Genomic DNA, 15,537 nt, shown 5'->3' on the forward strand with positions numbered 1-15,537 from the left:
GAAGCAGCCTCTTTTTTACGCCGCTCGCCCAAGCGGACAGATCGCCACACATTGCCCACCCCTCCCGCCTGCTCTATCCTGCCTGAAGAGACCCGCAGAACCCGCTCTGCGCGACAGCTTCAATCACACAAAGACAGGATCGCCGATGCCCTCGTACCGCGATTTCCACCGCCGCTCGATCGAAGATCCCGAAGCGTTCTGGCGCGAAGAGGCCAAACGCATCCATTGGGAAACGCCATTCGATACGGTGCTCGACCGCTCGAATCCACCATTTGCGCGCTGGTTCGTCGGCGGGCGCACCAACCTCTGTCACAACGCCGTCGACCGGCATCTCGCCGATCGTCCGCAGCAAAACGCGCTGATCTACGTATCGACGGAAACCGGTATCGAGCGCCGCTATACGTACACGGAGCTGCACGCCGAAATCAACCGGATGGCCGCCGCGATGCGCTCGCTCGGTGTGAAGCGCGGCGACCGCGTGCTGATCTATCTGCCGATGATCCCCGAAGCCGTCTTCGCGATGCTCGCCTGCGCGCGGCTCGGTGCGATTCATTCGGTCGTGTTCGGCGGGTTCGCTGCGCCGAATCTGGCCGCGCGCATCGACGACGCGCAGCCCGTGCTGATCGTCACCGCCGATGCCGGCGCACGCGGCGGCAAGGTGATCGACTACACGCCGCTCGTCGACGAGGCGCTCGCCCGCGCCACGCACAAACCGCCGCATGTGCTGCTGATCGACCGGCAGCTCGCGCCCGAGCGTCTCAACGCCAGCTACCTCATCGACTACGAGCCGCTGCGCGAACAGTTTTTCGATGCGCATGTGCCGTGCGAGTGGCTCGAATCGAGTGAACCGTCGTACGTGCTCTATACCTCGGGCACGACGGGGCGGCCCAAGGGGGTGCAACGCGATGTCGGCGGCTATGCGGTAGCGCTCGCGGCATCGATGGAATACATCTTCGAGGGGCGGCCCGGCGACACGATGTTTACCGCGTCGGACATCGGCTGGGTGGTCGGCCATAGCTACATCATCTACGCGCCGCTGCTCGCGGGGCTCACCACGGTGATGTACGAAGGCACACCGGTGCGTCCGGACGGCGGCGTGTGGTGGCGGCTCGTCGAGCAACACCGCATCAACCTGATGTTCACCGCGCCGACCGCGATCCGCGTGCTCAAGAAACAGGACCCGGCGCTGCTGAAGCAGTCCGATCTGTCGAGCCTGCGCACGCTCTTTCTGGCTGGCGAACCGCTCGATGAACCGACTGCCTCGTGGATCGGCGACGCGCTCGGCAAGCCAGTGGTCGACAACTACTGGCAGACCGAAACCGGCTGGCCGATGCTCGCGATCCAGCGCGGCGTCGAAGTCCTGCCACCCAAGCTCGGCTCACCGGGCATGCCGGTGTACGGCTACGATCTGACGCTTCGCAACGAAGACACCGGCGAGCCCTGCGCACCCGGCGAAAAAGGCGTCATCACGCTTGGCTATCCGCTACCGCCCGGCTGCATGGCAACGGTATGGCATGACGACGCGCGCTTCGTCGATACGTACTGGTCGAGCGTGCCGAACCAGCACGTGTATTCGACCTTCGACTGGGGTGTGCAGGATGAAGGCGGCTACGTGACGATCCTCGGCCGCACCGACGATGTGATCAACATCGCCGGTCACCGGCTCGGCACGCGCGAAATCGAAGAGGCGCTATCGAGCCATGCGGCCGTCGCGGAAGTCGCCGTAGTTGGCGTGACGGATGCGTTGAAGGGGCAAGTTGCACTCGCGTTCGTGGTGCTACGCGACGCCGGTGGTTACGCAACCGACGATGCCCGCAGCAAGCTCGAAGCCGATCTTGTGAAGACTGTGGATCGCCAGCTCGGCGCAATCGCGCGGCCGGCACGCGTGCATGTCGTGGCGATGCTGCCGAAAACCCGCTCGGGCAAGCTATTACGCCGCGCGATCGCGGCGCTCGCAGAAGGCCGCGATCCCGGCGATCTGCCGACCATCGAAGATCCGGTCGCGCTGCAGCAGGTGCGCGAGGCACTCGATACCCCGCGCGGCTAGCGCGGTGCGGTTAGCACGAGGTCAGCCGCGCGTGTTCGCAAAGTCCTGCAAAAACCGCTGCAGGATGCCCGTCGAATACGTGCCGGCAATCTCGCTCAGAAAACTCTCGAACGACGCCGGCGCGTGATCGTCGGCGGTATCGGAGATCGTGCGCACCACCGCGCACGGCACGCCGTACTCGTAGCAGACCTGGGCGATCGCCGCCCCTTCCATTTCGACGGCGAGCGCATCGGGTTGCGCATCGCGCAGCGCTTCGACCGCCGCGGCACTCGCAACGAACTGATCGCCGCTGATCACGAGACCGCGGTGCACGCGCGGCATCTGCGTCCCGAAGCGGGCCGCGAGCGCGGCGCCTTCCTGCGCGACGAAGCGCTCACATGCCGCAGCGAGCTGTGCGGCAAGCGCGGGATCGGCAGCGAAGCGCGCGATGCCGAGCAACGGCACCTCAAAACGCGGAAACAGTGGTGACGCGTCGAGATCGTGCTGCAGCAGCGCATCCGACACGACGATATCGCCGATCTTCACCGCGCGTCCCACTCCACCAGCAACGCCGGCAAACACAATCGCTTCGATATTGAATGCGTGGATCAGCGCGCTCACGGTCGCCGCCGCCGCGACCTTGCCGATGCGCGCGAGCGTCACGACGCAACGCACACCGTGTACGCTGCCGACGTGATACTCGCGTCGTCCATGCGTAACCGTCTGCACGCCGGAGCCGGCACGCATCGCATCGAGTAGATCGCCGAGTTCTTCCGGCAGCGCGGCGAGGATGCCCAGCGGTCGCTGCGCACCAGAAGTCCCGACAGACGAACTCAACAACATATCAAGCCCTTTCATTCGACCGCCTGCAGTTTCGCGACCGCCAGCGCAAGCCACTTCTCACCGTGCCGCTTGAATTTCACCTGAGCCCGCGCATCCGGACCGCCGCCTTCGAGCGCCGTGATCGTGCCTTCGCCGAACTTCGTATGGAACACCGGCTGACCGATGCGAAAGCCACTTTCGGCGGCACGCTGCGCGTTCGCGAAAGCCGGCAACGGCGCGGTAACCGCCGGGTCCGAATATTCGCTCTGACGATCGGATCGGCCAAACCAGTCGCGCCCGTAACCGGCATTGTCGGACCGACCGCCCCAACGCGAACCGGCCTCGACCTTCGGCGTGAGCCACTTCAACGTGTCCTGCGGCAGTTCATCGAAAAACCGCGAGCGAATGTTGTAGCGCGTCTGGCCATGCAGCATCCGGCTCTGCGCAAACGACAGATACAGCCGCTCCTTCGCCCGCGTGATCGCCACATACATCAGACGGCGCTCTTCTTCGAGCCCGTCCGCTTCGATCGCGCTGTTCTCGTGCGGAAACAGCCCCTCTTCAAGGCCAGTGATGAACACCGCCGTAAATTCGAGTCCCTTCGCCGCGTGCACTGTCATCAACTGCACGGCGTCCTGGCCCGCCTGCGCCTGGTTGTCGCCGGCTTCGAGCGACGCATGCGAGAGGAACCCGGCCAGCGGTGTCATCGTGTCGGGATTCTGCGCGGGGTCGGTCACGTCCACAGCGTCGAGCACCACCACGCTGTCACCCTGCGCTTCGAGTTCGGGCGGCGCGGTCGCACCAGGGCGCAGCGGAATCGAACGAGCCGGGGTATCGAGCCCGTAGCCCGCTTCGCTGACAAACGCTGCCGCGGCATTGACCAGTTCCTGCAAGTTCTCGAGACGGTCCTGACCTTCGCGTTCGTTCTGGTAGAAATCGGCGAGGCCGCTTGCGCGCACCACGTACTCGACGGTTTCCGGCAGACTCATCTGCTGCGTTTCGGCGCGCATCTTCGCGATCAGCGTGGCAAACGCGCTGAGGCTCGAGCCGGCCTTGCCCGCCACATACACGATCGCCGCCGCCATCGAGCAGTTGTACTGGCGCGCAGCATCCGCCGCCTGTTCGATCGAGCGCGCACCGATGCCGCGCGTCGGGAAATTGACGACGCGAGCGAACGAGGTATCGTCGTTGGGATTGTCGATCAGCCGCAGATACGCGAGTGCATGCTTGATTTCCTGCCGCTCGAAAAAGCGCAAGCCGCCGTACACGCGATACGGAATGCCTGCGTTGACGAGCGTGTGCTCGATCGTGCGCGACTGCGCATTGCTCCGGTACAGCACCGCGACTTCGCTACGCGCGTGCCCTGTGTTGATCAGCGCACGGATCTCCTCGACGATCCAGCCGGCCTCCTGCGTATCGGTGGCGGCTTCGTAGACGCGCACCGGTTCGCCGTGTCCGGCGTCGGTGCGCAGATTCTTGCCCAGGCGCCGCGCGTTGTTCGCGATCAACTGGTTTGCCGCATCGAGAATGTGGCCGTGCGAGCGGTAATTCTGTTCGAGCTTGATCAGGTTGCGGACGTTGAACTCGTTTTCGAAGTCGCGCATGTTGCCGACGTTCGCGCCGCGAAACGCATAGATCGACTGGTCATCGTCGCCGACTGCGAAGATCGCGTTGCTCTCGCCGGCCAGCATCTTGAGCCACGCGTACTGCAGCTTGTTGGTGTCCTGGAACTCGTCGACGAGGATGTGCTTAAAGCGCGCCTGGTAGTGCGCGCGCAGCGGTGGATTGTGCGCAAGCAGTTCGTAACAGCGCAGCAGCAGTTCGGGGAAATCGACCACGCCTTCGCGCTGGCACTGCTGGTCGTAGGCCTCGTACAGCTCGACAAACTTGCGGTTGAAGTTGTCGGTGGCATCGACATCTTTCGGCCGCAGCCCCTGCTCTTTCGCGTTGTTGATGAAGTACTGCAGGTTTTTCGGCGGATATTTTTCGTCGTCGATATTGAGGCCTTTCATCAGGCGCTTGATCGCCGAGAGCTGATCGGCCGTATCGAGAATCTGGAACGTCGACGGCAGCGCCGCGTCGCGATAGTGTGCGCGCAGCATGCGGTTGCACAGGCCGTGGAAGGTGCCAATCCACATGCCGCGCGTATCGATCGGCAGCAGCGCCGACAGGCGCGACATCATCTCGCGCGCGGCCTTGTTCGTGAACGTGACGGCGAGGATGGTCATCGGCGAGGCGTAACCCTGCTGGATCAGCCACGCGATCCGGGTAATCAGTACCCGTGTCTTGCCGCTGCCGGCCCCTGCCAGAATGAGGGCCGGTTCGTTGGGTAACGTGACGGCGGCGTGTTGTTCAGGATTCAGATTGGCGAGCAGATCGGGCATGTGAGCTGGGGAAAACGGCAGAGGGCGGCGCAGGACGGACGCGGTGTGACAGATCGTTCGACATTATATGTCCGGTGTCGCGATCGGCCGATGAGGCTTGTGCACGCCCGGTGGTAACCGCTGCGCACCCCACCGTCCCACCGCCTCGCGCACCCGACAGCCGGTTTATCCCCCACTCCCTTTATAATTCAAGGCTCACAGCATCTTTCCACGCATTTTGAGCAGACCGCCACCCATGAGCGACAGCACGCTTGCCAAGAGTTTCGAGCCCCAGACCATCGAGGCCCAATGGGCACCCGAATGGGAAAAACGCGGCTATGCCGCCCCTGCGTTCGAGCCGGGCCGCAAGAATTTCTCGATCCAGCTGCCCCCGCCGAACGTCACGGGCACGCTGCATATGGGCCACGCGTTCAACCAGACGATCATGGACGGCCTGATCCGTTATCACCGGATGCTCGGTGAAAACACGCTGTGGGTGCCCGGCACGGACCACGCGGGCATCGCCACGCAGATCGTGGTGGAACGGCAGCTCGACGGCGCAGGCGTCTCGCGGCACGACCTCGGTCGGGAGAAATTCGTCGAACGCGTGTGGGAATGGAAACAGCAGTCGGGCTCGACGATCACGGGCCAGGTGCGGCGCCTCGGCGCATCGATCGACTGGTCGCGCGAATACTTCACGATGGACGACAAGATGTCGGCCGCCGTGCGCGACGTGTTCGTCAAGCTGTATGAACAGGGGCTTATCTATCGCGGCAAGCGGCTCGTGAACTGGGACCCGGTGCTGATGACGGCGGTATCCGATCTCGAAGTAGCCAGCGAGGAAGAAAACGGCTTCCTGTGGCACATCCAGTATCCGCTCGCCGACGGCTCCGGCCATCTGACGGTGGCCACCACGCGTCCCGAGACGATGCTCGGCGACGTCGCCGTGATGGTGCACCCCGAAGACGAACGCTACGCGCACCTGATCGGCCAACACGTCAAGCTGCCGCTCACCGACCGCGAAATTCCGGTCATCGCCGACGATTACGTCGACCGCGAATTCGGCACTGGCGTCGTGAAGGTGACCCCTGCGCATGACTTCAACGACTACCAGGTCGGTCAGCGTCACAAACTGCCGCAGATCGAGATCCTCACGCTCGAAGCAAAGATCAACGACAACGCGCCGGAAAAATATCGCGGCCTCGACCGTTTCGTCGCACGCAAGCAGGTGGTCGCCGATCTCGAAGCGCTCGGCGTGCTCGAATCGGTAAAGCCGCACAAGCTGATGGTGCCGCGCGGCGACCGCACGGGCGTCGTGCTCGAACCACTGCTGACCGACCAGTGGTTCGTCGCGATGAGCAAGCCGGCGCCAGAAGGCACGTTCAATCCGGGCAAATCGATTGCCGAAACGGCGCTCGACGTCGTGCGCAGCGGCGAAATCCGCTTCGTGCCGGAGAACTGGTCCACCACTTACTACCAGTGGCTCGAGAACATCCAGGACTGGTGTATTTCACGCCAGCTGTGGTGGGGCCATCAGATTCCCGCCTGGTACGGCGAGAACGGCGAGATCTTCGTCGCGAAGAACGAGGAAGACGCACGCGCCCAGGCCGCTGCAAAGGGCTACACCGGCGCGCTACGACGCGACGAGGACGTGCTCGACACGTGGTTCTCGTCGGCGCTCGTGCCGTTCTCGTCGCTCGGCTGGCCGAACGACACGAAGGAACTGCAGGCGTTTCTGCCTTCGTCGGTGCTCGTCACCGGCTTCGACATCATCTTCTTCTGGGTCGCGCGCATGGTCATGATGACCACGCACTTCACCGGCAAGGTGCCGTTCGATACCGTGTATGTGCACGGCCTCGTGCGCGATGCCGAAGGCCAGAAGATGTCGAAGAGCAAGGGCAATACGCTCGATCCGATCGATATCGTCGATGGCATCGACATCGAAGCGCTGGTCGCAAAGCGCACCACAGGCCTGATGAATCCGAAGCAGGCCGCGACGATCGAAAAGAAAACCCGCAAGGAATTCCCCGACGGCATCGCGGCATTCGGCACGGATGCGTTGCGCTTCACGATGGCGTCGATGGCGACGCTCGGTCGCAACGTGAACTTCGATCTCGCGCGCTGCGAGGGCTATCGCAACTTCTGCAACAAGCTGTGGAACGCCACGCGCTTCGTGCTGATGAACTGCGAAGGCCACGACTGCGGCTTCAGCAAACCGGGCGACTGCCAGCCCGGCGACTGCGGCCCCGGCGGCTACACCGATTTCTCGCAGGCCGACCGCTGGATCGTGTCGCATCTGCAGCGCACCGAAGCCGATGTCGCGAAGGGCTTTGCCGACTACCGTTTCGACAATGTGGCAAACGCCATATACAAGTTCGTCTGGGACGAATACTGTGACTGGTATCTCGAACTGGCCAAGGTGCAGATCCAGACCGGCACGCCCGAGCAGCAACGCGCGACGCGCCGCACGCTGTTGCGCGTGCTCGAAACCGTGCTGCGGCTCGCGCATCCGGTCATTCCGTTCATCACCGAGGCGCTGTGGCAGAAGGTAGCGCCGCTCGCCGACCGCTATCCGGCGGGCAAGACGGACGGCGAAGCGTCGATCATGGTGCAGCCGTACCCCGTTGCGGAGCCGGCGAAAATCGATACGGTGGCCGAACAGTGGGCGACGGACCTGAAAGCCACCATCGACGCATGCCGCAACCTGCGTGGCGAAATGAGCCTGTCGCCGGCGGTCAAGGTGCCGCTGCTCGCCACCGGCAACGCAGAGCGCCTGCGCGCGTTCGCGCCGTACGTGCAGGCGCTCGCGCGTCTCTCGGAAGTGCAGATCATCGCCGACGAATCCGCCTTCGATACCGCCGCTCATGGCGCGCCGTTTGCTATCGTAGGAAGTGACAAGCTCGCGTTGAAGGTCGAGATCGATGTCGCGGCCGAACGCGAACGGCTGTCGAAAGAGATTGCGCGACTGGAAGCAGAAGTCGTGAAATGCAATGCGAAGCTCCAGAACGAGAGCTTTGTGGCAAGAGCACCAGCCGCCGTCGTCGAGCAGGAGCAAAAAAGGCTGGCAGATTTTCAGACCACTCTCGGCAAGCTGGGCAGCCAGCTCGCTCGTCTGCCGGCCTAAGGGTCGCCGGGCGACAGTAACGTAACCAGAGGATCAGGGTAATCACATGCTAAAAGTTACAAAGGCAGTCTTCCCGGTAGCGGGTCTCGGCACCCGGTTCCTCCCCGCCACGAAGGCGAGCCCGAAGGAAATGCTGCCCATCGTCGACAAGCCGCTCATTCAATACGCGGTTGAAGAGGCGATGGCCGCGGGCATCACTGAAATGATCTTCGTGACGGGCCGCAGCAAGCGCGCGATCGAAGATCACTTCGACAAGTCCTACGAGATCGAAGCCGAACTCGAAGCGCGCGGCAAGACCAAGCTGCTCGAGCTGGTGCGCAGCATCAAGCCGAGCCATGTCGATTGCTTCTATGTGCGCCAGCCGGAAGCGCTCGGCCTCGGGCACGCGGTGCTGTGCGCGGAGAAGCTGGTCGGCGACAACCCGTTTGCGGTGATTCTTGCGGACGACTTGCTGTACGGCACGCCGCCCGTGATGGCACAGATGATCGACGTGTTCGACCACTATCACAGCTCGGTGATCGGCGTGGAAGAGATCCCGCCGGCTGAGACGAAGTCGTATGGGATCGTCGACGGCAAGGAGTGGGAAGACTCGATCATCAAGATGTCGGGGATCATCGAAAAGCCGGCGCCCGAAGTCGCGCCGTCGAATCTCGGTGTGGTCGGTCGCTATGTGCTCAAGCCGCGTATCTTCGAACACATCCGTGCATTGAAGCCGGGCGCGGGCGGTGAACTGCAACTGACCGATGCGATCCAGTCACTGCTCGCCGATGAACAGGTGCTCGCGTACAAGTATCACGGCACGCGCTTCGATTGCGGCAGCAAGCTGGGGTATCTGAAGGCGACGGTCGAATTCGCGCTGCGGCATCCGGAAGTGGCCGCCGATTTCGAAGCGTATCTGCGCAACCGGCCGGGCGTACTGGAAGGTTAACTAAAATCTTTGCAGGCGCTTTGGCTTCGGCCTTATCGCCCCTGTCATTTCCGCCTTATCCACACGGCGCAGCGCGTTTCGCGACTGCGCCGTGTGTCTCTCAGGCCCACGTTATTGCTCTGCCCCCGCCGTCATCATTCGCGACCGTCGAGCAGGTCGGCCATGTCGTCGGCGTGCTCTTCCTCGACGGCAAGAATCTCCTCGAAGATGCGCCGTGTCGTCGTGTCCTTGTCGCCAAGGTAGCGAATGATCTCGCGATATGAATCGATTGCGATACGCTCGGCAATCAGGTTCTCGCGAATCATGTCGGTGAGGTTCTTGCCTTCCTTGTATTCGGAATGCGCACGCGACCGAAAGCTCGTCGGGTCCAGGTCCGGTTCACCGCCTAGTTGCACGATACGCTCCGCGAGCAGATCGGCATGGCCCTGCTCTTCCGCTGCGTGCGTGGCGAATTCCGCGGCAACGGCTTCCGAGTTGATGCCCTTCGCCATGAAGTGATGGCGCTTGTAGCGCAGCACACAGACGATCTCCGTCGCGAGCGAATCATTGAGCAGTTTCAGCACGGTGTCGCGATCCGCGCCATACGTCTCGGTAACCGCACCTTCCGACATGTGCTTGCGGGCCTGTTCGCGCAAATGCTGCACGTCCATCACGAACGAATCGTTCGACTGCTGTGCATCGGATGATTTCGACATTGACCACTCCTTGAACGGTTTGCAGAGACTCCCCGCGCGCACGAACCAGATATGGAGTACGCTCGGACAATCCGATGAGGGCGCAGGCAGGCGGCCCACGACGCGATTCACCTGTGACTGGATGAACCACGCGGGCAGCAATCCCGCGATAACAAGACCATCGGCTGTGCCATGTCGACAACGCTAATCGACGATCTTCTTCGTCACGACGAAGCCGAGCACGAGAAATACGACGCACAGAATCAGAAACAGCACGAACAGGAACTTCGCGATCACAGCGGCGCCCGCCGCGATGCCGGTAAAACCGAGCAAGCCGGCAATCACAGCGATGACGGCAAAGATGAGTGCCCATTTCAGCATGATGTTTTCCTCCGGGACCGTTGGACTGCATGTGTCCATGTAGTTAGCACGCAGCGGGCCTGGGTTCGGCGCGAGGCCTGTCTTCACATGAAACGCAGCCTGTCTTGCCGCACACGGACGTGCAGGCACGGCGATTGCTGGCCGATTTCGATACTGTAAGCACCTCGGCGACAGCGGCGACCTGCATGACATTCGCAGCATCGCCAACAGCATCTGCATCATCGCTTTCTTGACACGCAATCGGACCGGACCGGTCGGCACCATGCCGCCAGCCGGATACTTTTTCAACGGGAGAACACACCATGACTCGACTCATCGCTCTGCTTCTGATCGCCGGCACCGCCGTGCTTGCTGGCTGCAACACCGTGGCGGGTGCCGGCCAGGATATTTCTAGCGGCGGCCACGCGATCACCAATACGGCTGACAAGGTCGCGCAGTAAGCGGGCTCTTTCTGCTCGCAGCATTTGCAGAAGCAGTAAATAACGGCGGCCCGCTGATGCGGGCCGCCGTTTCTTCTTATGCGCCTTCCGGCTAACCGCTACTGAAGTCGTTCGTCGAAGCCGTGCATTACTGACCGTTCAACGTATTCGTCAATTCAAGCGCCGGTTGCGATGTGTTGCCGCCCTGCGCCACGAGCAGGTGAATCTGGTTCGGCAGCAACTGGCTCAACGCACCCGCGATCGGCACCGACGTCACAAGCCAGTCCGCGTTGTTCTGCAAATCGAACGAGTTCGACTGAAAAATCGGCGTCTTGCTGCCGGCCTGCGTTGCGATCAACTGGTAGGTTCCGCCCGATACATAGATCGAATCCTGACCGCTGGCCGGAACCGCGTTCTTGAACGACACACCCGCCATCGACGGACTGACGCTGCTCACGTCGGTCGTGCCGGCCGACACAAGATAGAGGTCGATGTTCGACGCGTTAACCGATGCATTGAACGCACGAAGTCGCGCGCTGTTCGACAGCAACCCTTTATCGAACGGATCGTCGATCAGGCCGATATCCGGCGCGGTGAGTCCCGGCAATGCCAGCACCGTGTATTCGTGACCCTTGGCGACATCGGGAAACGCTCCGCTCGCGAGCAATGGCGTCGTCGTGCCTGTCGCCGTGTAGGCGACCGTGGTCTGCCCATTGCCGATATTCGTGAAGTTGGTCACGTTCTTGTAGCTAATGCCTTTCTGCAGCGCCGTGTTGTTGACGAGAAAATCGACCGTCGGTCCACTCGGTATCGCGTGAACGAAGTGGATTTCTGCATCCTGCAGCCCGAGTTCCTTGCCGAGATCGTGTCCTCCGCCGCCGCATGCAGCGACTAAGGACGCTGCGCCGACTACCGCCGCCATGGTCCGGATAAATTTCATGTTTCCACCTCGTTAGTATTGGGCATCTACCCATTGAGCTATGCGGTCGCCGCGCTGCCCGGAGTGAGTGAGGCAAAGCACCGGCTATATCGCCATGCATGGCGGCAACCTGTCGTATCCCTGTACGTGCCGTGCGACACCAGCGAGGTGTTGCAAAAAATTGCACGCGTCTTTCGGACGATCGCATTCAGCAATCGGTGTGCCGTCGAAGGATGTGGGCGACCGGAGGGGCGATAACGCCTGACAGCGCAACGCACTGGGCGGATTAGAATTTTTCCTCGGAGGTTTGGCGCGAGTCGCGGTGTATTGTTCGTGCGCACCCAAACTTTACAAGGGTCCCTGCATGTCTTACCAAAATTTGCTCGCGGAGCTCGATCTCGGCTTCACGACGCTGCGCAACCGCGTCGTAATGGGTTCGATGCACACCGGCATGGAAGACCGCTTCTGGAATTATCCGAAGCTGGCCGCTTATTTTCGCGAGCGTGCGCGCGGCGGCACGGGCCTGATCGTCACCGGCGGTATTTCGCCGAATCGCGAAGGATGGCTGTTGCCGTTCGGCGGCACGCTCAATTCGGTGTTCGATTTGCGCAATCACCGGTTGCTCACGCAAGCGGTTCACGAGGAAGGCGGCAAGATTGCGCTGCAGATTCTCCATGCGGGGCGCTACGGCTATCAACCGTTCGTGGTGTCGGCGTCGGCACTGAAGTCGCCGATCTCGAAGTTCAAACCACGCGCGTTGAGCGAAGCGGGCATCGCGCGAACCGTGCGGGCCTACGCGCGCTGCGCGCGACTCGCGCAACGCGCAGGCTATGACGGTATCGAGATCATGGGTAGCGAAGGCTATCTGCTGAACCAGTTCCTGTCTCCGCGCACCAACCAGCGCAACGATCAATATGGCGGCAGCATCGAGAACCGCATGCGGTTACCGCGCGAAATCGTCGAGGCGGTGCGGGCCGCATGCGGCGAGCGTTTTATCGTCATCTACCGGCTGTCGCTGATCGATCTGGTCGATGGCGGCACTACGTGGGATGAAACCGTGCAGGTTGCGCAGGCGCTCGAAACAGCCGGTGTGACGATGTTCAACACCGGCATCGGCTGGCACGAAGCACGCGTGCCGACGATCGTCACGTCGGTTCCGCGTGCGGCATTCGCGCCGCTCAGCGCGCGTTTGAAAGCTGCCGTGCGCGTGCCGGTCATTGTCTCGAACCGGATCAACACGCCCGAACTCGCGGAGCGTCTGATCGCCGAGGGCGCCGGCGATCTCGTCTCGCTCGCGCGGCCCCTGCTCGCCGACCCCGAGTTCGTCGTCAAGACCGCGGAGAACCGCGCGCACGAAATCAACACGTGTATCGCGTGCAATCAGGCCTGTCTCGATCACACGTTCCAGAACAAACGCGCAACCTGCCTCGTGAATCCGCGTGCGGGTCGTGAAACCGAACTGGTCTATCGTCCGCTGGCTACCGGCAGCACGCCGCGCAAGGTAGCCGTGGTCGGTGCGGGACCAGCGGGATTGTCGGCTGCGAGCGTCGCGGCGGCGCGCGGCCATCGCGTGACGCTGTTCGATGCGGCATCTGTGGTGGGCGGCCAGTTCAATCTGGCGATGCGTGTGCCGGGCAAGGAAGAATTCGCGGAAACGATCCGCTATTTCAGCAGCCAGTTGCAGCGGCATGCTGTAGATATCAGGCTCGATACACGCGTCGATGCAGCATTGCTCGCAGCGGGTGGTTACGACGACGTGATCGTCGCTACGGGCATCGTGCCGCGCAAGCCGGGCATTGCGGGTATCGATGGGCCGAACGTGCTGTCGTATGTGGAGGTGCTGCGCGGTGCGCCCGTGGGGCGTACGGTTGCTGTGATCGGTGCGGGCGGCATCGGTTTCGATGTCAGCGAATTTCTGCTGCATCCGCCCGGCGCGCCGCTGCCGATGCCACGCGATGCATGGCTCGACGAATGGGGCGTGGATCTGTCGGTGACAACGCGCGGCGGCCTGAAGCGCCCCGATGAACCGCACCCGCCGCGCGAAATCTGGCTGCTGCAACGCAAGGCCGGCAAGCTTGGCGCGGGGCTTGGCAAAACGTCGGGCTGGGTACATCGCGCGACGCTGGCACGCAACGGCGTGCATATGCTCGACGACGTGACGTATGACGAGATCGGCGCGCGCGGACTGAAGATCTCGCGCGGCGGCGAAACACAGTGGCTCGAAGTGGAAACGATCGTGGTATGCGCGGGACAGGAGTCGTTACGCGAACTCTATCCGGCTACCCAGGCGGCAGAGGGAACGCGTTATCACCTGATCGGCGGTGCGGCGCTTGCAACCGAACTCGATGCGAAGCGCGCCATTCGCGAAGGCGCGGAGCTCGCTGCGCGGTTATAGCGAATCCTCTGTAGCAATGCAGTGCGGCGCTCAGACTCAGACCGGCGCCGGCTGCCGGCGTGCCGTACGTGCAGCCGGAAAGCGCACGGAAAACGTACTGCCGCGCCCTTCTTCGCTCTTCACTTCCAGTTGCGCATCGTGCCGCTGCAGCACGTGCTTGACGATCGCGAGGCCGAGCCCGGTGCCACCGGTATCGCGCGACCGGCTGCGGTCCACACGATAGAAACGCTCGGTGAGCCGCGGGATATCGGCGGCGGGAATGCCAAGGCCGCTATCGATCACCGAGAACACCGCGCACTCGCCCTGCGCGTGCCAGTTCACATGGATCGTGCCGCCGTCGGGCGTGTAGTGAATTGCGTTGGTCAACAGATTGCCGAACGCGCTCATCAGCTCGGTCTCGACACCGGTTACCGTCAGCGCCTCGTCCACGTCGAACGAGATGCGGTGCCGGTCGCCGGACAGACTCTGCGAGTCCTCCTTCAGATGGCGCAATACCGCGCGCATATCGATCATCTGGCTGCTGCTGGGCGGTTTGCCGTCGCCTTCGAGCGTGGCCAGCACCAGCAGATCGCTGACGATATGCCGCATGCGCGACGCCTGCTGCTCCATCAGTTCCAGGTAGCGCGTGCGCTCCGTTTCGCCGAGCGGCAATTCGCGCATCGTCTCGAGGAAACCCGACAGCACGGTGAGCGGCGTTTTCAGTTCATGCGAAACGTTCGCCACGAAGTCGCGCCGCATCGCGTCGGTACGCTCGAGCTCGGTGATGTCCTGCGACAGCACGAGCTTGCGGTTCTCGCCGTACGGAAACACCTGCACCGACAGCACGTTCTGCCGCTTGTCGCCCATCCCGCGCATGATCAGCATTTCGTCGTACTGATGCGAGTTCAGGTAACGGACGAAATCGGGCTGCCGAACGAGGTGGGTAATGTGTTGCCGCAGATCGCGCTTCGCGTCGAGCCCGAAGTGAACTTCGGAGATCGCATTGCACCACTCGATCTGATCGTGATCGTCGAGCATTGCCACGCCGTTCGGCGAAGCCTGGATGGCCTGGATAAAACGCGAATGCTGCTGTTCGACCTGGCGCACCTGTGCATGCCAGCGCTTCGCGAGCTTGTGTAGCCGGTAATAGATTTCGCCCCAGATGCCGGGCGCACTCGGCACCTCGCCATACACCGGAGCATCGAGCAGGCGCCACAGACGCTGCTTGTGAAATGTGCTGAAGATGCTCTGCACGAGCAGCACGAGTATCGCGAGGACCAGTGCCGCCTTGACGCTGAACAGCACGCCAAGCGCCGCGCACAGAACGGCAAGCAGCACGACCGACACGATGGAGCGCGTCCAGATGACGTTCATGTTCTAGCGATCGAAGAAAGGATGAGGCACGCTGCACGCACGGTTCGGCGACGCACGCAGCAAGCGCGCCAGACAGAGCGCACCGCGCCACCGGCGGACCGGCTGGACATCGCCACCTGCGGTGAATGCCGCG

Annotated in this window: 11 protein-coding genes; 5 read left to right on the forward strand and 6 right to left on the reverse strand. The window is 62.6% G+C overall.

All coding sequences use genetic code 11. From position 1 onward, the window contains the following. Positions 1 to 145 precede the first annotated feature (145 nt). Complete coding sequence (locus FNZ07_RS26945; protein WP_091020080.1) at positions 146 to 2,047, forward strand: propionate--CoA ligase; 1,902 nt, start codon at positions 146 to 148, stop codon at positions 2,045 to 2,047. Between the two features lie 21 nt (positions 2,048 to 2,068). Here FNZ07_RS26945 and FNZ07_RS26950 read toward each other — a convergent pair whose 3' ends face one another. Both FNZ07_RS26950 and FNZ07_RS26955 read right to left on the reverse strand, forming a co-directional pair. Beyond that, a complete protein-coding gene (locus tag FNZ07_RS26950; protein ID WP_091020078.1) occupies positions 2,069 to 2,884 on the reverse strand; it encodes a 5'-methylthioadenosine/adenosylhomocysteine nucleosidase in 816 nt (271 codons plus the stop codon). Then, positions 2,881 to 5,232, reverse strand: a complete 2,352-nt coding sequence (locus tag FNZ07_RS26955) for a UvrD-helicase domain-containing protein (protein ID WP_091020075.1) — start codon at positions 5,230 to 5,232, stop codon at positions 2,881 to 2,883. Before FNZ07_RS26955 ends, FNZ07_RS26950 begins: the two co-directional genes overlap by 4 nt. A 235-nt stretch (positions 5,233 to 5,467) precedes the next feature. Here FNZ07_RS26955 and FNZ07_RS26960 point away from each other — a divergent pair, with 235 nt between their 5' ends. Further along, positions 5,468 to 8,335 carry a valine--tRNA ligase gene (locus FNZ07_RS26960; RefSeq protein WP_091020073.1) on the forward strand — a complete coding sequence of 956 codons (2,868 nt, stop codon included), beginning with the start codon at positions 5,468 to 5,470 and terminating at the stop codon, positions 8,333 to 8,335. Positions 8,336 to 8,381: 46 nt separating this feature from the next. Then, complete coding sequence (galU, locus tag FNZ07_RS26965; RefSeq protein ID WP_091020070.1) at positions 8,382 to 9,263, forward strand: UTP--glucose-1-phosphate uridylyltransferase GalU; 882 nt, start codon at positions 8,382 to 8,384, stop codon at positions 9,261 to 9,263. Between the two features lie 134 nt (positions 9,264 to 9,397). Here galU and FNZ07_RS26970 read toward each other — a convergent pair whose 3' ends face one another. Both FNZ07_RS26970 and FNZ07_RS26975 read right to left on the reverse strand, forming a co-directional pair. Continuing rightward, positions 9,398 to 9,958: a ferritin-like domain-containing protein gene (locus FNZ07_RS26970; protein WP_091020068.1), complete on the reverse strand. Its 561-nt coding sequence runs from the start codon at positions 9,956 to 9,958 to the stop codon at positions 9,398 to 9,400. 183 nt (positions 9,959 to 10,141) lie between these two features. Beyond that, on the reverse strand, positions 10,142 to 10,318 hold the full coding sequence (locus FNZ07_RS26975) for a DUF1328 domain-containing protein (RefSeq protein ID WP_091020219.1): 177 nt from the start codon (positions 10,316 to 10,318) through the stop codon (positions 10,142 to 10,144). A 302-nt stretch (positions 10,319 to 10,620) separates the two neighbouring features. On the opposite strand from FNZ07_RS26975, the gene FNZ07_RS26980 reads away from it, so the two are divergent. Then, positions 10,621 to 10,758 (forward strand): entericidin A/B family lipoprotein, encoded by a 138-nt coding sequence (locus FNZ07_RS26980; RefSeq protein ID WP_091020066.1) that lies wholly within the window; start codon positions 10,621 to 10,623, stop codon positions 10,756 to 10,758. A gap of 127 nt (positions 10,759 to 10,885) precedes the next feature. Here the strand turns inward: FNZ07_RS26980 and FNZ07_RS26985 are convergent, their stop codons facing one another. Further along, entirely contained in the window at positions 10,886 to 11,677 is a 792-nt protein-coding gene (locus FNZ07_RS26985; RefSeq protein WP_091020064.1) for a DUF4397 domain-containing protein, read from the reverse strand. A 343-nt stretch (positions 11,678 to 12,020) separates the two neighbouring features. Between FNZ07_RS26985 and FNZ07_RS26990 the strand changes: the two genes are divergently transcribed. Then, positions 12,021 to 14,051 carry an NADPH-dependent 2,4-dienoyl-CoA reductase gene (locus FNZ07_RS26990; RefSeq protein WP_091020062.1) on the forward strand — a complete coding sequence of 677 codons (2,031 nt, stop codon included), beginning with the start codon at positions 12,021 to 12,023 and terminating at the stop codon, positions 14,049 to 14,051. A gap of 36 nt (positions 14,052 to 14,087) precedes the next feature. Here the strand turns inward: FNZ07_RS26990 and phoR are convergent, their stop codons facing one another. Continuing rightward, a complete protein-coding gene (gene phoR, locus FNZ07_RS26995) occupies positions 14,088 to 15,404 on the reverse strand; it encodes a phosphate regulon sensor histidine kinase PhoR (protein ID WP_091020060.1) in 1,317 nt (438 codons plus the stop codon). Positions 15,405 to 15,537: the final 133 nt, after the last annotated feature.

It is taken from the genome of Paraburkholderia megapolitana (genome assembly GCF_007556815.1).
GTDB classification, from domain to species: Bacteria; Pseudomonadota; Gammaproteobacteria; order Burkholderiales; family Burkholderiaceae; genus Paraburkholderia; species Paraburkholderia megapolitana.